The organism is Sphaerisporangium rubeum, assembly GCF_014207705.1.
In the GTDB taxonomy this organism is placed as follows: Bacteria; Actinomycetota; Actinomycetes; order Streptosporangiales; family Streptosporangiaceae; genus Sphaerisporangium; species Sphaerisporangium rubeum.
Genome location: NZ_JACHIU010000001.1, coordinates 4,785,977 through 4,805,233, shown reverse-complemented (window position 1 = coordinate 4,805,233; position 19,257 = coordinate 4,785,977). Strand labels below are relative to the sequence as shown.

The following is a 19,257-nucleotide window of genomic DNA, read 5'->3' as shown; positions in this document are numbered from 1 at the left end:
GACTCGGTGGTCCGCCGGGGAACGCGATAAGTCAGTTACCGGGGGTTTCGCGCCAGCGGTTGGTTATGGGGAGGCGGCGGTCCCGGCCGAAGTTCTTGGGGGTGATCTTGGGGCCCGGGGGGTACTGGCGGCGTTTGTACTCGGCGATGTCGACCAGGCGGATGACTCTGGCGACCAGGTCGGGGTCGTGGCCGGCGGCTACCAGGCCGGCTTTCCCCATGTCGCGTTCGACGTAGTCGGACAGGAGGTGGTCGAGCACGTCGTACGGGGGGAGGGAGTCGGTGTCGCGTTGGCCGGGGCGGAGTTCGGCGCTGGGTTCCTTGGTGATCGAGTTCTCGGGGATGGGTGGGGTGGGGAAGGGGTGGAGGAGGTCGGAGGGGTGGCCGGCTTGTGAGTTGCGCCAGCGGGACAGGGCCCAGACGGTGGTCTTCAGGACGTCCTTGATGGGGGCGAAGCCGCCGGCGGAGTCGCCGTAGAGGGTGGAGTAACCGGTGGCGAGCTCGCTCTTGTTGCCGGTGGTGAGGACCAGGTGGCCGTGTTCGTTGGACAGGCCCATGAGGAGCATGCCGCGGACCCGGGCCTGGAGGTTCTCGGCGGCCAGGCCGTGCAGGTCGACTTCGTTCTCGAAGGAGTCGACGATGCCTTCGATGGGGACCAGGCGGGAGTTGACGCCTTGGCGCTCCACCAGGTCGCGCGCGTCGGAGATCGAGTGCTCCGAGGAGTGGCGGGACGGCATGAGGACCACGTGGACGCGGTCGGGGCCGACGGCGTCGGCGGCGATGGTGGCGGTCAGGGCCGAGTCGATGCCGCCGGACAGGCCGAGGATGACCGAGTGGAAGCCGTTCTTGGTGACGTAGTCGCGCACACCGAGGACGAGCGCGCTGTAGACCTCTTCCAGGTCGTCCAGCCGGGGGGCCACCACCGGCGGCTCGGGCTCGTACGGCGGCAGCGGGTCGGCGGACAGCTCCAGCCGCTCCACGGTGATCGTGGTGCCGTCGCCGGCGTCCACAGGGAACGAACCGGGCCGCGCCTCGGGGTCGGCGGCCGGCAGGTCGAGGTCGGTGACCAGCAACTCCTCGCGGAACTGCGCGGCACGTGAGATCAGCTCGCCGTCGGCGCCGACCACGATGGAGTCGCCGTCGAAGATCAGCTCGTCCTGACCGCCGACCTGGTTGGCGTACGCCAGCGCGCACCCGGCCTCACGGGCCCGGCTCGCGCACAGCGCCAACCGCACGTCGTCCTTCTCCCGCTCGTACGGCGAGGCGTTCGGCACGACCAGCAGGCCCGCGCCGGCCTGACCGGCGGCGAGCACGGGGCCGCCGTCCTGCCACAGGTCCTCGCAGACGGCGATCGCGACGTCCACGCCGTGCAGGCGGAAGATCGGCATGCGGTCGCCGCGCACGAAGTAGCGGTACTCGTCGAACACGCCGTAGTTGGGGAGGTGGTGCTTGGCCGTGCGGGTCACCACGTGGCCGCGGTGCAGCAACGCCGCCGCGTCCAGCGGCGCACCCTTCGGCTGGCCGACCCGGGGGGCCACGCCGGACCGGTCGACGTACCCCACCACGACCGGCAGGTCGCCGAGCCCCTCGGCCTGCAGCCGCTCCGCCGCGGACGTGAGGGCCGCGACGGAGGCGTCCACGAAGGACGACCGCAGCACGAGGTCCTCGACGGGGTAGCCGGTCAGGAACATCTCGGTGAACACGACCAGATGAGCACCGCGTGCGGAGGCCTCGCGGGCCCACTCGATCAGCTTGTCGGCGTTGGCGGTGAGATCGCCGACCACCGGGTTGGTCTGGGCGAGGGCGATTCGCAGTTGTGGCACGGGTCTTACTTTACGTGCGGCGGTCCCGCCGGTCCGGGACGGGCCCCGCGCCTGTGGAGAACTTCCTGGCGGTCGTACGGGGGGTGCGCAGGCGCGGGACGGAGTGCGTGCGCGGTGGGTCGCGGGTCAGACGGCGGCGAGGCCGCCGTCCACGGGGAGGACGGCGCCGTGGATGTTGGCGGCGGCGTCGCCGGCCAGGAACAGGACGGCCTCGGCGACCTCCTCGGGGGTGCCGGCGCGGCGGGACGGGCTGCGCTCCAGGATGGGGGTGAGGTGGTCCATCCAGGCCCGGGTCTTGTCGGTGACGGTGGGTCCGGGGGCGACGGAGTTGACGCGGACGCCGGAGGGGCCGTACTCGGCGGCCCACGACGCGGTCAAGGAGTGCATCGCGGCTTTGGTGGTGCTGTACAGAGCGCCGCCGGCCGCGCCGCGCGTGCCGCTGATGGACCCCATGTTGACGATCGCGCCGCGACCCCGTCCGGCCATCGCCGACGCCACCAGGCCGGTGAGCAGGAAGGCCGCCTTGATGTTGACCGCGAGCGCGCGGTCGATCAGGTCCTCGGTGGTCTCCGCGGTCGGGGTGAGAGGGATGAGCAGCGCGGCGTTGTTCACCAGGATGTCCAGCGGCCCGTTCGCCACCGCGTGCGCGGCGTCGGCGAGAGCACGGACCGCCGTCGCGCCGTCCCCGAGGTCGGCCCGGACGAAGGTGGCGAGGCCCCCGTCACCGGTGATGGCGGCGGCGACCTTCTCGCCGCGCGCGGTGTCGCGTCCGGTGACCACGACGTGCGCGCCGTGCGCGGCGAGCGTCTCGGCGACGGCGACGCCGATGCCGTCGGTGGAGCCGGTGACCAGGGCCGTACGGCCCCGCAGTGAGGTGGACATGAGGTTCCCCGTTCGTCGTCGGTGGTGATGCGCGTCCCACGGTGCCTCCGGTAAATTGGACTCGCAAGTCCAAAAAGAGGGGCCGACGATGAAGCTGACCGCCAAGGGGGCCGCGACCCGGCTGAGGATCATCGAGGGGGCCGCCGCCGAGATCCGCGAGAACGGCGTCGCGACCACGACGCTGGACGACGTCCGGGTGCGGACCGGCACCAGCAAGAGCCAGGTCTTCCACTACTTCCCCGGCGGCAAGGAGGAACTGCTGCTCGCCGTGGCCCGCTACGAGGCCGACCGCGTGCTCGCCGACCAGCGGCCCGAGCTCGGCGCGCTCACCTCGTGGGACGCGTGGCGCGGCTGGCGCGACCGTGTGGTGGACCGCTACCGCCGCCAGGGGGAGCACTGCCCCCTCGCCTCCCTCATGACCCACCTCGGCCGCAGTTCCCCGGGAGCGCGGGCCGTGGTCGGCGGGCTCGTCGAGCGGTGGCAGGCCGAGATCGCCGCCGGGGTGCGCGACATGCAGGCCGCCGGCGAGGTGGACCCCGATCTGGACGCCGACCGCACGGCGTCCTCGATCCTCGCCGGCGTGCAGGGTGGCGTGCTGCTGCTGATGTCCACCGGCCGCGTCACCCACCTGGAGGCGGCCCTGGACACCGGCATCGAGCACCTGCGGCGCAGCCGTCCCCTCTCAGCCGGCGGCGCGCTCGCCTGACGGGCCGCTCGCGGCCGTCAGGCCACCGGAGCCCGCGAGCTCCGGGCTCTCCGCGGGGAGCCGCGCGGTCGTGGAGCGGCGGCGGATGGCGGGTGCGAGCGCGAGGATGCCGGCGGCGCTGAGGACGCCGAGCGCGCCGGCCGTCAGCCACAAGGTGGCAGGGCCGTGGGCCAGGAGCCTGGTGCCGATCAGGGGGGCCAGCAGGCCGCCGGCCGACCACGAGAAGCCGTACACGCCGCTGTACCGGCCGCGCAGGTGCGGCGGGGCCAGGGCCGCGACGATGGTGCCGGCCATGCCGGCGGTGGCGATCTCGCCGAGGGTCCACACCGCGACCGTGCCGGCGTATCCGGCGGCCGTCGAGACGAACGAGGTCAGCGCGAAACCCACGCCGGCCACCGCCATGCCGATGGCCAGGACAACGCTCGGGTCGTGCCGCGCCAGCCAGTGGCTCACCAGCGGTTGCAGCACCACGATCAGCACGCCGTTCACCGCCATCGCCACGCCGTACACCGCGGTGGACAGACCCTGGCCGGTGACGGCCAGCGGCAACGTGGTGAAGGCCTGCAGGTACACGAAGGTGTAGGCCAGCGAGATCGTGACGTACGCCATCATCAGCCGGTCCCGCAGCACGTCGGTGAAGCCCCCCGGCGCGTGCCCCCGCTCCGGCCGGGTCTCGGGGACCGCGCGCCACACCAGCACCCCGAAGATCACCGACGTGATCGCGTCGATCCAGAACAGCCACAGGAACCCCGACTGCGCCAGCCACCCCCCGGCGACCATCGCGACCGCGAACCCGAGGTTGATGGCCCAGAACAGCAGCCCGAACGCACGCGACCGGTCGTGCGGCGGGATCAGGTCGGCCACCAGCGCCTGCGAGGCGGGCCGGTAGGCGTCCACCACCAGGCCGAGCACGGCCATCACGGCGACGATGGCCGGCAGCGACGTGCTGTACCCGAGGCAGATCATCGCGGCGGCGGTCGCGACCATGCCGCCGGTGAGAGTGGCGCGGCGTCCGAGGCGGTCGGTCAGCCAGCCCGCGACGAGCTGCGACAGCAGCGAGCCGACGCCGAACACGGCCATGACGAGACCCGCGGTGGCCAGCGACATGCCGCGGGCCTGGGTCAGGTAGACCCCGATGAAGGGCTCGACCATCGTGCCGAGCCGGTTGACGAAGGTGCCGCCGAACAGCACCCAGAACGCCTTGGGGAAACCGCCGGCCCTGACCCGCAGGAACGAGGCCGCGGTGGTGACGCCGCTCACCCGGTCAACCCTGGCCACCTCGCGGGGGGCCTGCCACTCCTTTAGGCTGGGCTAAAAGGTCCACGGGGGGATCATGAGCATCGAGTGGCGGTTCGGCACCGACGACATGGCGCGCATGCGGTTCGCGTTCTCGCCGTTGTGGGAGCTCGTCGCCAGTCTGCAGGTGCTGAGGTCGCCGGCGCGGCACTCGCTGCACCTGCCGTGGCTGCGTGCCGTACGGCCCCGGCTCGGCGCCGTGGACCTGGCGGAGCTGTTCGCGCTCGTCCCCGTGCAGGGGTACATCGCCGACTTCCTCACCCCGCCACCCGACACCCCGCTGCCGGACTTCACGGCGGAGCTGGACCGCGTGCGGGCCACCGACCCCGGCACCGCCGCCGAGGAGGCCGGCCGGGTGGTCACCCCCGACACCGGCGCGATCGCGCGGTTCAGGGCCGACCCCGAGGCCGGTCTGCGGCGCGTCGCCGACACGCTCGCGGCCTACTGGGAGGCCGCGCTGGCCGAGCACTGGCCACGGGTGTACGCGCTGCTCGAAGCCGACGTGATGTGGCGCGCGCGCCGGTTCGCCACCGGCGGCGCCACGGAACTGTTCGGCGACCTGCACCCGTCGGTGCACTGGGACGTCGACCGCCTGATCGTCACGAAGAAGTCGTGCTATGCCGGTGACCTCGGCGGCGACGGGCTGCTGCTGGTGCCGAGCGCCTTCCGCTGGCCCGGCATCGCCATCATGACGCAGCCGTACCGGCCCATGCTCGTCTACCCCGCGCGCGCCGTCGGCACCCTGTGGGACAAGGGCCCGGTCCCCGAGCCCGGCGCGCTGGCCGCGCTGATCGGCACCACCCGGGCCCGCCTGCTGATCACCCTGGCCCAGCCGGCGTCCACGACGGCGCTGGCCCGCCGCCTGTCGCTGACACCGGGGGCCGTCTCGCAACACCTGTCGGTGCTCAGCGGCAACGGCCTGGTGACCCGCCACCGCCAGGGCCGCGAGGTCATCTACCACCGCACCCCCACCGCCGACTCCCTCGTCACCGGCGCCTGACCGGAGGGTCAGCACAGGAAGGGACGGGTGGTGGGGAGCGCGGCGAGGGAACCGTGGCGCGGCGGGGCCCGCCGGTCGGCCGGCTCACCGACGGAGTCGCTGCGCGCCGCCGCGCCGTGCCGGTCCGCGGGTGGGCCGGCGGGCCGTTCGGGGGGCCGTTCGTGCTTCGGGACGACGCGCGCCGACGACGGCGGCCGTACGGCCGGGGCAGCCGGGGCGGCCGGGGCGGCCGCGGGGCGAGGTGGCGCGGGGTCGCGCTTGTGGGCCTGCGGCGCGGCCCGGGGATGTGTGCGCGCCGACAGCGCGCGGGGGGTAGGCGCGGGGGAGGCGGACGCCGGGCTGTACAGGCGGCGCGAGGTGCGCTGCACGGAGCCGGGGGCCGGCCGGATGCCGGTGGTGGTGAGGCGCTGGCCGTACACGTCGGTCACGCGGAACGCGTAACGCGCGGAACCGGTGAGCCGCGGCGCCAGCCAGTGGTTGTCGGCGGTGCGCGGCAGCGCGCGCCACGAGCCGCCGTCGCGGATCTCCAGGGTCCGCAACGGGTTGCCGTGGTCGACCACCTGGACGGCCAGCCAGTCACGGGTGGCCCCGGGGGTGAGGCGGAAACCCACCGGACGCGGCACCTCGGGGTTGCGCACCGCGTGGTAGCTGACCCGCACGCGAGCCGTGCCGGACCCCGCGATCCGCTGGAACGCCTCCCGGCTCATGTCGAGCTCACCGAGCGCGCACGTGCGGCACTCCTCGGCCACCTGCACCCGCACCGTGCCGAGCGGCCCGGTCACATCGAGGTAGCCCCCGCACGCGGCGGAGCCGGCGAACTCCACCGACGACACCGCCGCGACCGGCGCCGAGGCGCCGGCGAGGGAGCACGTGCCGCCGGCCGGAGGTGCGGCGACGGCGCACGCGGCGTCCCGGCCGGCCCGGCCGCCGAGCAGGATCAGGGTGCAGGCCGCCGAGACCCACGCCGTCCAGGCCACTCGCCGCAGCGCCGGGCCGTGCCGCCGCTCCACGCCCATATGCTCCCGCCCCCAGGGCATTGACGAACACACAACGAGATGATGCTGTCACATTACGTGATAGGAGGTGGTGTCCGTAATCCACCTGGCGGAGTTCGTCTTAAGGGCTCCACCTGAGGTCCCATACCCGGGATTCGGTCGGGTTGTGTGCCGCCCGGATGCCTCTAACAACGAACCCGCGTAACGTGTGCGAAACACCAAGCGGGCAGACTGGGTGATGACCAGACATGTCTAGCGCCGACTCAGGGACCAGGCTGCGCGCGGCGACGATGGTGTCCGAACATGTGAGGCAGAAGGGGATGCCTTGGACCGCCAGCAGGAGTTCGTGCTCCGCACGCTCGAAGAGAGGGACATCCGGTTCATCCGGCTGTGGTTCACCGACGTGCTCGGTTTCCTCAAGTCGGTGGCCATAGCGCCGGCCGAGCTCGAAGGGGCCTTCGCCGAGGGCATCGGCTTCGACGGCTCCGCCATCGAGGGCTTCGCGAGGGTTCACGAGTCCGACATGCTCGCCAAGCCCGATCCCTCGACGTTCCAGATCCTTCCGTGGCGCAGCGAGATCCCCGGCGCGGCTCGCATGTTCTGCGACATCCTCATGCCGGACGGCTCACCGTCCCACGCCGACCCGCGGTGGGTGCTCAAGCGCACCCTCGCCAAGTGCGCCGACATGGGGTTCACCTTCTACACCCACCCCGAGGTGGAGTTCTTCCTGCTCAAGGAGCGGCCGGAGGCCGGCTCCAAGCCGGTGCCGAACGATTCCGGCGGGTACTTCGACCACACGCCGCACAGCTCGGGGCACGACTTCCGCCGCAACGCGATCATGATGCTGGAGTCGATGGGGATCTCGGTGGAGTTCAGCCACCACGAGGGGGCCCCCGGCCAGCAGGAGATCGACCTGCGGTACGCCGACGCGCTGACCACCGCCGACAACATCATGACCTTCCGGCTGGTCATGAAGGAGGTCGCGCTGGAGCACGGCATCTGGGCCTCGTTCATGCCGAAGCCGTTCGCCGAGCATCCCGGCTCCGGCATGCACACCCACATGTCGCTGTTCGAGGGTGACCGCAACGCGTTCTACGAGCCCGGCGCCGACTACCAGCTCTCCAAGATCGGCCGGTCGTTCATCGGCGGCCTGCTCAAGCACGCCGCCGAGATCACCGCGGTGTGCAACCAGTGGGTCAACTCCTACAAGCGCCTGTGGGCCGGCGCCGAGGCGACCGCGGGCCAGGGAGGCGAGGCCCCCGCGTACATCAGCTGGGGCCACAACAACCGTTCCGCGCTGGTCCGCGTGCCGATGTACAAGCCGCACAAGGGCAACTCGACGCGGGTCGAGTTCCGCTCGCTGGACTCGGCGTGCAACCCCTACCTCGCGTACGCCGTGATCCTCGCCGCGGGCCTGAAGGGCATCGAGGAGGGTTACGAGATGCCTCCCGGCGCCGAGGACGACATCTGGGCCCTCACCAGCGCCGAGCGCCGTGCGCTCGGCATCGAGCCGCTGCCGCAGAGCCTGGACGAGGCCATCACCACCATGGAGCGCAGCGAGTTGGTCGCCGAGACCCTCGGCGAGCACGTCTTCGACTACTTCCTGCGCAACAAGCGCCACGAGTGGCACGAGTACCGCCGCCAGGTCACCGAGTTCGAGCTGGCCAGGTACCTGCCGGTGCTGTAGGCGTGCGGGACACCCCGGAGCGAATCGGTTCCGGGGTGTCTTATTTTTGTTACGCGCCGTTGACGACGTGGTCATGGCGGGCTGGTTCCTTTGAGAGGGACGGTGCCGGGTCGGTATCGGATGCCGTCTCGGGTTTTGAGTGGAATGTCCGACTTGGTGGAGCAGCGATGGAGGTGCTTCGACGGTGATGACGTCCGCTGGGGTGCGGAGCGTGCTGAGTGTTCCCGCGAGGTTCAGCGGTCCCGAGGGGACCGCGAACGGCGGGTGGATCGCCGGGGAACTCGCCGGTGAGGTGGACTGCGACGGAACGGTCGAGGTGACGCTGCGGCGGCCGGTGCCGCTCGGCACCGAGCTGACCCTCGGTCAGGTCGCGAACTCGGTGACCCTGTCGCACGACGGTGTGGTGCTGGCGGAGGCGATCCCGGTCACCGAGGACCTGACGCCGCCGCCGTTCGTGCCGTTCAACGAGGCCGCGCTCGCCGAGGAGGGCTTCGCCGGGCTGCGCGGCGAGCACCCCGTGCCGGGGTGCTTCGTGTGCGGCCTGCGGGCCCCCGGTGACGGGCTGCGCATCTTCCCCGGACCGGTCGCGCGGACGGACCTGGTGGCGGCCGGGTGGCGGGTGCCGGTGATGCTCGGCGACGACGGCGCCGTGCCGCGGGCCCTGGTGTGGGCCGCGCTCGACTGCCCGAGCGGCTGGGCCCACCAGGGACCGGAAGGGCCGGGTCTGCTCGGCAGGATCACCGCGCGTACCTACCGGCAGGTGTACCCCAACGGCACGTACTCGGTGGTGGGCCGGTCCGAGGGCCGCGACGGCCGCAAGCTGTTCGGCACGAGCGCCGTCTACGAGATGGACGGCACGCTCGTCGCCACGGCCAGGGCCACCTGGATCCTGCCGCGCTGAGACGTCAGAACGGCATCCAGGGACGGATCAGCGGGAACCCCGAGGTCGCCACGAAGGTCAGCGCCGCCGCCGCGAGCACGGCGGAGGTGACGAGCAGCGACCAGCGGAAGACCAGGTGCCCCAGCGGGACCAACGTGGTGGGCCGCGGCCGGGGGGACCACGGAGCGCGCGGGTCGGTCAGGACCAGGTCGTCGGCGCCGACGGTGGTCAGGGCCTCGGCGTGGCCGTTCAGCGGCAGGCCCGTCAGCCACGCCAGCATGGACGCGACGGCGGGGAAGTCCGGCGGGAAGCCGGAGGCCAGGTAGCGGACCTCGGCGGCGCTGCGGGCCAGGTCGCGCGTCATGGTGCCGAGGCCCACGCCGTCGAACCACGCCGGCAGGTCGCCGGCGTCCTGGCCGATCGCGGTCCTGCGCAGCAGGTCGGCCTTGCTGACCACCACCGCGACCCGTTTCTGGCGGCCCCCGTCGGCACGGGCCGCGAGCTCGTTGCGCACCCGCTGGAAGGTGTCGAACGGGTCCTCGGGGGACAGCACGACCCCCGCTTTCTCCAGGGTGCGGCGCTCGTCGTCGGTGAGGCCGTGCTGCACCAGCGGCAGCGCGAACGGATCGACGACGATGAGCATCGCCTCGCCGTGCGCGAGGTAGCTCATCGCCTCGACCTTGGTGGCGCCGGTGAACCCCTCACCGGACGGGTCGAACAGGTACAGGATGCGGCCCGCCGTGCGGGGGAGCGCGACGTCGAGCATGGTGGCGGACGGCGCGGCCGTCGTGGTCTTGGAGACCTTGCCGAGCCGCAGCTCCTCGCCGAGCCTGGCGAACGCCTGCTGGTCACCCTCCACGACGAACCCGGCCCGGCCCCCGGCGGCCCGCACCGCGGCGTGCAGCGCGTTGATGGCCAGCACCATGAAGGTCGTCTTGCCGGCGTCCGGCCCGCCGATGAACGGCAGCGGCTCCACGCGGGCCCGGCCGATGCGGTGCGGCAGCGCGCGGTGGCACTGCGGGCAGTACGCGCGCAGCCGGAACCGGCCGAGCACGATGGCCGTCGGCAGCCGCGTGCCGCACCGGCAGACGTGCCGCAGCGCGCCGTCCAGGTTGGGCCGCAGGGTCCGGTGCCGCTCGTCGCAGGTCGGGCAGGCGTACTCGGGCAGGCTGATCCTGGCGTAGCACAGCGGGTGCGGACAGGTCTGCAGGATGCGCCGCACCAGCATGACGACCGACTCCACGCCGCGCAGCAGCGCCACCCCGAGGAGCCACAGCGACCCGCCGGCCGCGAACACCAGCAGGTGCGCCGCCGCGACCGCCACGACCGCCGCCGCCAGCGGCACCGCGGCCACCAGCACCCCGGCGACCACCCCGAGCCAGATCGGCAGCAGGAAGATCCCCTGCACACCACCGGCCAGCCACCGCGAGACCCGCGTCACCGCGTGCCACCCGGCACTCGCGGCCTCCGGCACGACCGTCCTCGGCACCCGCCACGCGTCCAGCGGCATCTGCAGGAACAGGTAGTGCCGGTACACCGGGTCCTTGCCGGCCCCGGTCCGCGGCGGCGCGACCTCCGACTCACCGAGATCCCGCGCGGCCCCCAGCATGAGCCCGGCCCGCGCGAAGTAGTACCCGACCCCGGTGAGCGTGGTCACCACGACCGTGGCGACGGCCACCACCGGGAAGCCGTACCAGAACCCGAAGTACATGCACGCGACCCACACGACCGCGAGCATCACCACGACCAGAGGCATTCAGCGTCCCCCCGTCCGTGGCACAGGGGATTGCGCGTGCGGTGGCAGGCGGTGCGGTACGGAGGGCTCGCTGTGCGGCGGTCGGCGGTGCGGCGAAGGAGACTGTCGCGGCGGTGCGGGACGGCGCGGAATCGGGGGCTGTCGCGACTGCATCAGGGATTTTCTCGTTTCCACAGTGCGCCGCGTCTGCCGCGGGACAGTTCGCGCAGTGACGGAGCCAAGGCGTCCTCACGGCGCAGGCGCGACTCCACGGCGTTGGCCACCGAACGGCTCGACAGGCGGGACCTGGCGAAGGACTCCAGGGACGGCACGGTCACCCCGGCGTGGTGCAGGCGGACGGCCGTCTCGGCGAGATCGGCCTGCTCGTCCCGGCTGAGCCTGCCCTCCAGCCACACCCGCGCGACCAGGGGACGCAACGACCCCGGCAGGGCCGTCACGAGTCCGGCGCGGAACCGGGGGTCGCGACCGGCCAGGGAACGGACGGCGACGGCGACGGCCTCTTGGACCAGGTCCTGGTGCGCCTCGGCGGCGACGTCGTCCAGGCGCATGAGGAGCGCGGCGGCGGCCGGCGGGTCGGCGGCGTCCCCGGCGGCTGCGGCCAGCAGCACGGTCTCGGCGTCGGCGGCCGGATAGCCGGGGACGTGCGCCTGCACGGCCCCCGCGAGCCGCACGACCTCCGGGCCGGCCATGCCGTGCGCGAGGTACGCGCGGGCCGGCAGGTCCGACAGGCAGGGGGAGGAGCTGACGCCGGGACCGAGCCGCTGCACCAGGGCCGCGCACTCGCCGAGCTCCGGCGGCGCCTCCCAGACCTCCTCCAGCACCCGCTCCACGACCTCCCGCACGTCCTGGAGTACGTCCGGCGCCTCGGCGGCGTTCACCGTGTCCCCGCTCATGACGGGGGTGGTGGTGTTCAGGGTGTCCCCGCTCATGACCGGGGTGGCGATGCTCAGGGGGTCGCCGCTCATGACCGGGGTGGCGGTGTTCAAAGTGTCACTGCTCATGATCGGGGTGGCGGCGAGCCGCAGCAGGCGCGTGGTGGCGTCGACCCGGGTGACGCGGGCCCGCAGCGCCAGCAGGCGCACCACCGCCGCGCAGGTGCGCGGCGCGGCGGTCAGGTCGTGGCTCTCCAGGTGGTCGCACAGCCGGTCGGTCAGCAGGCGGCGCCGCGCACGCGGCGAGGCGGCCTCGAGGCCGGTGAGCACACCGGCGACGACGGCTTCCCGCAGCGCGCGCGGCGTGTGGTCGAGCAGGTCGGCGAGGTCGCCGCCGCTGTGCGCGGCCCGGTGCGCGGCACGTTCCACCTCGGCCGCCGGCACCGGCACGCCGAGGTGGTCCACGGCGCGCAGCACCCCGGTCAGCGACGGCACACCGTCCGCGCACGCCACGGCGCGTACCGCCTCAGGGGTCAGCGCGCGGCGGGTCTCGTCGTCCGGCGGCTCAGGCGACGGCAGCGCGGGGTCGTGCAGGGACAGGACGGCGCACCGCGCGGCGAACGGCCCGGCGAGACCGGCAGGCGCACAGGCGCGCGCCGCGGTGGCCAGCTCGAAGCCCATGCGGTCACAGGCGCCGGCCAGCTCTCTCCAGGCCCAGTCCGGCAGGCCGCCGCGCAGGGTGCGCGCGATACCGGCCTGCTCCTCCTCGGTGACCGAGCCGTCACCCCGGCAGAACGCCGACAGCGCGGCGGCGGTGTCCGGGCTGAACCCCCCGGCCGGGACCAGCTCGCCGATGGCGTCGATGCCGGCCATGTCCATGCGCCGCCAGCACTCGGCGACCGTGCGCGCGAACCGGCCGGGGACCGGGACGGCGGGGACGTGCGGTGCGCCGAGGTGGACCACGGTGGCGTCGGTGTCGGACGGGATCCACACGTCCGGGGTGGTGCCGACGATGACGTACGACGCGGTGGCCGGGTCGGCGCTGTAGGTGAGGAACGTGAGCTTGGCGGCCACTTGCCACGGCAGCGAATAGGAGATCACCCCGATCCACCGCACAACGTCCTCGGCCCTTCCGGAGTCCCTTGGGTCCCCAGGGACCGATGGGACCGACCGGTTGCGGGGACCGGTGGGGGTCCAGTGGTCGAGCGAGTTCCTAGGGTCGGTCGGATCGTTGTTCCGCGCGTCGCCAGAGTCCGCCGAGAACCTCGGATCTGCTGACGTCCGCTGGTCAGGTGAGTTTCCGGGGATTGCGGCCCAAGGGTCGGCTGAGATCCCAGGTCCGCTTGGCTTCCTCGGTCCGGTCGGGTTCCCGGAGTCGGTCGGCGTGCCGGCCGCCACCAGCACCAGGCGGCCGTGGCCCCGGCTCAGCGCGGTCCCCACGATCTGGAGCAGCACCGCCAGCAGCGCGTACCCCTGTTCGCCGCCGGTCGCGAGCCACTCGCCGAGTGAGTCGGGGTCGAGGCGGTCGCCGGGGGTCAGGTCGGCGAGTTCCGGCAGGGTCGCTCCCGGGGGGGCCGGTTCGTCGTGCCACAGGGGGGCCTGCCAGAGCTCGACCGGCCGCAGTCCGGTCAGTTCGTCCTGGGTCGCCACCACGGCGTGGCCGAGGAAGTTGCCGTAGCGGCCCGAGTAGTCCTGGCCGAGGTACACGCAGCGCGTCAGCACGCGCAGGTCGCCGGCGTCGCCGTACGCCAGGGCCACCGGCAGCGCCGCGATCTGCGCGGGGTCCGGTGCGAGCGGCGCCTCCGGCGGCGGCCGGTACGCCAGGTGCGACGCCACCGCGCCGGTCACCTCCGGTGGCACCCCCGCCGACTCGGCCGTGAACTGGAACCCGGCGCGGCCCCCGGGGCCGCACTCCGCCGACGTGTAGTGAAGCTGCCAGGCCATCGCGTCACCCCCGGGTGCCTTTGAGCATGCCGAAGCGGTGGAGCAGCCACAGCAACGGATCTTCCACCCGGTAGGGGCGGACGCCGCCGGGCCCCACGGTGCCGGCGTCGGGGACGGCGCCGAGCGCCGAGAGGCCGAAAAGCGCGAAATCGGTGAAGTGCTGCCGCAGGTAGCGGTCCACCATGCCGGCCTGCCAGTCGTCGAGCAGCGCGCGCACCTGCTCGTGCACGGCGTCGCGGTCGTCGAGGTCCAGCGTGCCGCTCGGCACGCGCGCGCGGTGCAGCGCGGACTGCGCGTCCATGCTCTCGCGCAGCGCGTCGATCTTGCTGAGCGCCACCGCCACGGGGACCGTGAGCCGGCCCGAGCCGGAACGGTCGCGCAGCAGCTCGGTCACGCGGCTGATGACATTGATGGGATCGCTGTCGGGATCGCCGGCGTTGACGCCGCCGCGACTCTGCGCGGGGCCGCTCAGCGACGCCTTGGCGCCGGGCAGCTCGAGCGGGTCGAGCAGGAAGATCACGGCGTCGGCGGCGTTGAGGTACCGCAGATGGGTCTCGGTGGACTCCCTGCTGCGCAGATCCTCACCGGCGGTGTCGAAGAACACCAGCGTCAGCGACATCGTGCGCGGCCGAAGACGGCCGGGGACGGTGCGGGTCAGCAGGTACACCAGGGGGTCGCGCGGCTCGGTGGCCGCGGGCCGCGTGGTGCTGAGCAGCCGGTGCTCGCCGTACAGGGGCCGTGCGAAGTCGCGTTTGTACCGCGCGATGGTGCGGTCGTCACAGGCCACCAGGGACGCGTCCAGCTCGGCGCCGACACGGTTGGTCAGCTCGTGCAGCAGCACCGCGATGTAGGTGCTCTTGCCGGACCCCTTGGCCCCGACCAGCGCGACGATGCGGCCGGGGTTGGCGCAGTACTCGGCGGGTAAGCGGTTGTGGCACGCGGGACAGACCCGCCAGCCGCTGGACCTGCCGCACTCGGGACAGTCGGCGCGCCGGCCCGGCCGCCGCACCGAGAACACCGGCGGCAGCGACGCGGCGTTCTGCGACCCGAGATAGGCGGCCAGGGTCTCGTCGAGCCGCGGCTCGCACCCCGAGCCGAGCCCCGACCTGCCGAGGCAGCGGAACGCGACGCGGTTGCGCTCGACCTTCGCGAAACAGTACGGACACGTGATCACCGGGGTCTCCCTCACCCCACCTTCATCCGCCGCACCGGCGGATCGATCAGCGCGACCTCACCAGGGCCCTCACCCGCGACGTCATCTTCCATGGTGCCCTCGAAACCCTCCACGCCATAGTCGCCGGCGGAAACCGCGCCACGCGGCCCCGCCGGCAGAGCCCCCTCGGCGAAACACCGCAGCCAGTACGGCTTCTCCTGCCGCGGCGCCGGCACGCTCAGCCGGCCGGGGACCTCCACGTCGGTCCACTGGTCGAGCAGCACACCGTCGTCGGCGGACCTCGGCTGCACGTGGCCCGGCTTCAGCACCAGGGCCAGCCGCCGCAGCCGCACCGGCCGCTCCGAGGTGATCTCCACCACGACCGTGCGCCGCCACGCCGGCCCCTCACGGCTCAGGTCGTACCGCACCGGCACCTTCCCCGCGAGCCGCACCCACGCCGGCGGCCCGCACAACCGCTCGCCGCGCACCAGCGCCGTCGGCGCGACCTCGATGAGCAGCGGCTCGGACTCCGGCGCCTCCAGCCGCACACCCCCCTGCGCGCGGTACGCCGCCGAGCTGACCAGCATGTCGCGGCCGGCCCACCGCACCTCGACCTCGGGGACGTCCGGCGGCCAGTCGAACCCGACGTACACCGTGGTCCCCCTGCGCTGCGCCGACAGCCCGGTCGGCGTCGCCAGGTTGACATGCTCCAGATGGCCGCCGACGGTGGCGAGGTCGCCGGCGATGGTGACGGCCAGCAGCACGCACTGCGAGCCGGGCCGGATGGCCTGGCCCTCACGCGTCGGGATGGACGGCACGGCGCGGCTCGCGGCCCGCAGGTCCGCCAGCGGCACCGTGGCCCCGGCGGGCCACGGCGGCGCGGTGTCCAGGGCCACGAACTCCACCACCCCCGACGGCGGCTCGTCGTACCACGCGAGCAGCGTGCCGGGAGACGACGGGTCGGGGTGCAGGGTGAACCCGGCGATCGGCTTCGGCAACCCGCGCGGCGTCACGGTGTGCCGCACCCCCGGCGTGAACACCTCGCCCTCGGGGCCGGGGTAGGCGGCGGCGATCACGTAGGTGTACGCCGTGCCGTTCACCACGCCGGCGTCGCGGAACCCGGTGTCGATGACCTGCACCGGCAACCCGTCCCTGCTCACCACCACCCGTGACGCCTCGGCGGGCCGGGTCCAGCGTCCCCACACCACGCCGTCGCCGGCGGTCAGCCGCACCTCACCGGGCTCGGGCCGCACGACGATCGGCGCGGCGATGGACGCCGGGGCCGAGGCCTCCTCGCGGCGGGCCACCACCGAATAGCTCACCGGCACGTTGACCGGCGGGTGGTCGTCCCTGGCGGCGGTGCGCTCGGTGCTGCTGAGCTGCGCGCCGTTGCGGAACACGTCGTACACCACACGTCCCGCGCGGGACGGCGACGGCTGCCAGGTGATCGCCACCCCGTCCCCCTGCGTCTCGGCGCGCACCGCTCGGGCCGGGTACGGCGCGAGCCGCGCCAGCATGTCGGCGGCCCCCGGCAGGTCGGGGACGCGTTGCAGCGCGTCGCGCAGCGCGATCCACGCGTCGTCGGGGTCGATGGCCGCCATCGCGCGGTCACGCAGCCGCACCGCGCCTGTCAGCCGAGCGCGCACCTCGGTGACCAGCTCGGCCGCCTCCCCGGTGAGCTCGCTCGGCGCGAGCGCGTCGGCGAAGTCGACCGCGGCGTGGATCTCGCCGGCGTCCACCAGCTCACGCAGCCGCGCCGCCGGGCCCGACGGCACGCCGCCGCCTTCGCCGCGCACCGCGAAGATCAGCCGCCGCGCGTCCCCCTGCGCGAGATCGAGCTCGCCGGTCGCGTGCCGCAGCAGCGTGTCGTCATAAGGGTGCTCGCGTACACGCTCACGCAGCCGCGCCACCACGTCGTACCGCACCAGCGTCGCCGGGTCGGAGGTGCCGCGCAGCGCCGCGAGCACCGTGTCGGCGCTGACCGTCCACGGACCGCGTGGCCGTGCGGCCCACCGCGCCTCGGCGGCGGCCACCGCGTCGGCGAGCGGCGGCGCACCCGGCACCGTCACCTCGCCGAGCACCTCGAGGCCGGCGCAGTCGTCACCGAACACGAACCTGCCGAGATGCGGCAGCCCCAGAGCATCCAGGGCCTCACGCGCCTTGCCGTACCCCGCGTACGGCGCGGACCGCGGCAGCGGATCGGGCTCGCGCACCTCGACCGACCTGGCGGCGGCGAGCCGCAGCGCCTCCTCCTGTGACACGCCGCAGGACTTGGCGATGGTGGACAGCAGCGCAGGCGACAGCATGCGCAGCGGCCCCGCGGCGTCGTCCAGGCGGCGCGCCGCGTCGTCGAGCCGCCGGCCGGCCCGCGCGTGCGAGTCGCGCAGCGCGGCACGCAGCGGCGCGAGGTCACCCTCGGCGGCGGCGGCGAACAGCGGCGCGAAGCGCGCGTGGTCGGACTCCATGCGGTCGATCAGCCGCCGGTACTTCAGCATGCCGCGGGCCCGCCGCCAGCACTGGCGCACCTGCTTGGCGGCGTCCACGACGTCGCGCGCGGTCATCGACTCCGCGAGCTGGTAGCGCGCCGCGAGGTCCGCCGGCGGCACGCCGCCGGCCTCGCGCGCGGGCTCCAGCACCTCCCGGACGTACCGCTCCTCGTCGAAGGCCATGAGGCAGGGTCAGCTGACCTGGACCTTGGACAACGCGGCACGCGACTCGGCGACGTCCTCCTCGGACATGCCGCCGATCTGCACCCGGAGCTCCAGTGCCTCGCCGGTCTCGCGCTCGCGTGAGGTCACCTGGAGCAGCCCTGCCGTGTCGAGCGCGAACGTCACCTCGATGGGCCACCCCGCGGGCTTGCCGGGTGGGATGCGCAGCACCCCCTCGGCGATCAGCCCGTTGTCCTCGAGCTCGCCGGACTCCACGCTGCCTGCCTGCTCCATGACCTCGACGTCCACCCCGGTCTGGCCGGGGTCCACGGTGTAGAAGTCACGCGTGACGGCGGCCGGCAGCGCGTCGTTGGCGTGCACCAGGTGCTCCACCGTGCGCCGCCGGGTGTCGCGGTCGGTGACCACGATGCCGAAGCCGCGCGACGCCACGGTCTTGATGGTGCGCGCCGCGATGCGCTCCTGCTGGTCGGGGGACAGGCCGGCCCGCGCGGCCATGTCCTCGGCGCGGTCGTGCTCACCGGCGCGCAGCAGCCGCCGGTAGGTCTCCTCGAACGCGTACAGCGCGGCCCCCTTGGCGACCGCGAGGTCGGGGTCCTGCAGACGTGGTTCGAGTTGCAGCTCTTTCTGCAGGGTCTCGGCGACCGCCGGCATCTTGGTGGACCCGCCGACCAGCACGAGGTGGTCGTAGGACGTGACCCCCTTGGCGGCGGCGGTGTCGAGCGTGCGGCGGGTGATCTCGACGGTGCGGTCGAGCAGGTCGCGGGTCAGCTCGGCGAACCCCTCGCGGGTGACCTCGACGGTGGCGACGCGGCCCTCGTGCATCACGCGCACGACGTGCTGCGTGCGGGCCGACAGGGTCTTCTTCAGGTCCTCGGCGTCCCTGCGGAGCTGCTGCTCGGACTGCTTGTCCAGCAGCGGGCTGCCGGCGTCGGGGTGCTCCTGCTCGAACCGCTCGGCGAGGTGCTCCACCAGGCGGTCGTCCCAGTCGGCGCCGCCGAGCTCGTGGTCGCCGTCGGTGCACACCACCTCGATGTCGCCGCCGCGCAGCGTGATCACCGTGGTGTCGAACGTGCCGCCGCCGAGGTCGTACACGACGATCGTGTGGTCGCGCTCGGGGTTGAGCAGGCCGTAGGTGATGGCGGCGGCGATCGGCTCGGAGATGATGTCGATGACGTTGAGCCCGGCGATCTGGCCCGCCTTGTGCGTCGCGTCCCGCTCGGCGGCGCCGAAGTAGGCCGGCACGGTGACCACGACGTCCTCGACGGGCTCACCGGTGTCGGTGCGCGCGTCGTCGGCCAGTTTGCGCAGGATGAACGCCGAGATCTCCTCGGGGGTGTACGGCCTGCCGTGGCGCACGCGCGGGACGTCGTGGCCCATGTCGCGCTTGATGCGGCTCACCACGAGGTCGGGCTCCAGCACCGCGCTGTCCTTGGCGGTGGCCCCCACCACGACGTTGTCGGGGGACTCGAAGAACACCACCGACGGGGTGGTGTCGGTGCCTTCGAGATTGCGCAGCACCGTGGGCCGTCCGACGTCGTCGACGTACGCTATGCACGAGTAGGTGGTCCCCAGGTCGATACCGAAAACAGCCATCG

General features: G+C 73.3%; 13 protein-coding genes. 4 read left to right on the top strand and 9 right to left on the bottom strand.

Annotated features, from left to right (window positions below; all coding sequences use genetic code 11):
• Positions 1 to 31 precede the first annotated feature (31 nt).
• Positions 32 to 1,822 carry an NAD+ synthase gene (locus BJ992_RS20660; RefSeq protein ID WP_184983478.1) on the bottom strand — a complete coding sequence of 597 codons (1,791 nt, stop codon included), beginning with the start codon at positions 1,820 to 1,822 and terminating at the stop codon, positions 32 to 34.
• Positions 1,823 to 1,948: 126 nt separating this feature from the next.
• Positions 1,949 to 2,704, bottom strand: coding sequence for an SDR family NAD(P)-dependent oxidoreductase (locus tag BJ992_RS20655; RefSeq protein ID WP_184983475.1), 756 nt, complete (start codon positions 2,702 to 2,704; stop codon positions 1,949 to 1,951).
• 88 nt (positions 2,705 to 2,792) lie between these two features.
• Between BJ992_RS20655 and BJ992_RS20650 the strand changes: the two genes are divergently transcribed.
• Positions 2,793 to 3,410, top strand: coding sequence for a TetR/AcrR family transcriptional regulator (locus BJ992_RS20650; protein WP_184983473.1), 618 nt, complete (start codon positions 2,793 to 2,795; stop codon positions 3,408 to 3,410).
• On the opposite strand, the gene BJ992_RS20645 is transcribed toward BJ992_RS20650, so the two are convergent.
• A complete protein-coding gene (locus tag BJ992_RS20645) occupies positions 3,387 to 4,670 on the bottom strand; it encodes an MDR family MFS transporter (protein ID WP_343072783.1) in 1,284 nt (427 codons plus the stop codon). The two genes, BJ992_RS20650 and BJ992_RS20645, sit on opposite strands and share 24 nt — an antisense overlap.
• Before the next feature lie 73 nt (positions 4,671 to 4,743).
• Between BJ992_RS20645 and BJ992_RS20640 the strand changes: the two genes are divergently transcribed.
• Positions 4,744 to 5,706, top strand: a complete 963-nt coding sequence (locus BJ992_RS20640) for an ArsR/SmtB family transcription factor (protein WP_184983471.1) — start codon at positions 4,744 to 4,746, stop codon at positions 5,704 to 5,706.
• Between the two features lie 8 nt (positions 5,707 to 5,714).
• Here BJ992_RS20640 and BJ992_RS20635 read toward each other — a convergent pair whose 3' ends face one another.
• A complete protein-coding gene (locus BJ992_RS20635) occupies positions 5,715 to 6,716 on the bottom strand; it encodes an expansin EXLX1 family cellulose-binding protein (RefSeq protein WP_184983469.1) in 1,002 nt (333 codons plus the stop codon).
• A gap of 310 nt (positions 6,717 to 7,026) precedes the next feature.
• Between BJ992_RS20635 and glnA the strand changes: the two genes are divergently transcribed.
• Both glnA and BJ992_RS20625 read left to right on the top strand, forming a co-directional pair.
• Positions 7,027 to 8,388, top strand: a complete 1,362-nt coding sequence (gene glnA, locus BJ992_RS20630) for a type I glutamate--ammonia ligase (RefSeq protein WP_184983467.1) — start codon at positions 7,027 to 7,029, stop codon at positions 8,386 to 8,388.
• Positions 8,389 to 8,599: 211 nt separating this feature from the next.
• A complete protein-coding gene (locus BJ992_RS20625) occupies positions 8,600 to 9,289 on the top strand; it encodes a hypothetical protein (protein WP_343072782.1) in 690 nt (229 codons plus the stop codon).
• 4 nt (positions 9,290 to 9,293) lie between these two features.
• On the opposite strand, the gene BJ992_RS20620 is transcribed toward BJ992_RS20625, so the two are convergent.
• From BJ992_RS20620 to BJ992_RS20600, 5 genes are all read right to left on the bottom strand, one after another.
• A complete protein-coding gene (locus BJ992_RS20620; RefSeq protein WP_184983463.1) occupies positions 9,294 to 11,024 on the bottom strand; it encodes a TRAFAC clade GTPase domain-containing protein in 1,731 nt (576 codons plus the stop codon).
• A gap of 152 nt (positions 11,025 to 11,176) precedes the next feature.
• Positions 11,177 to 13,840 (bottom strand): DUF963 domain-containing protein, encoded by a 2,664-nt coding sequence (locus BJ992_RS20615; RefSeq protein WP_184983461.1) that lies wholly within the window; start codon positions 13,838 to 13,840, stop codon positions 11,177 to 11,179.
• A 4-nt stretch (positions 13,841 to 13,844) separates the two neighbouring features.
• The gene (locus tag BJ992_RS20610; protein ID WP_343072781.1) at positions 13,845 to 15,014 is read right to left on the bottom strand and encodes a TRAFAC clade GTPase domain-containing protein; all 1,170 of its coding nucleotides are present in this window, start codon (positions 15,012 to 15,014) and stop codon (positions 13,845 to 13,847) included.
• Positions 15,015 to 15,025: 11 nt separating this feature from the next.
• Entirely contained in the window at positions 15,026 to 17,662 is a 2,637-nt protein-coding gene (locus tag BJ992_RS20605; protein WP_184983457.1) for a SaeA-related protein, read from the bottom strand.
• Between the two features lie 9 nt (positions 17,663 to 17,671).
• Positions 17,672 to 19,255: an Hsp70 family protein gene (locus tag BJ992_RS20600; protein WP_184983455.1), complete on the bottom strand. Its 1,584-nt coding sequence runs from the start codon at positions 19,253 to 19,255 to the stop codon at positions 17,672 to 17,674.
• Positions 19,256 to 19,257 lie beyond the last annotated feature (2 nt).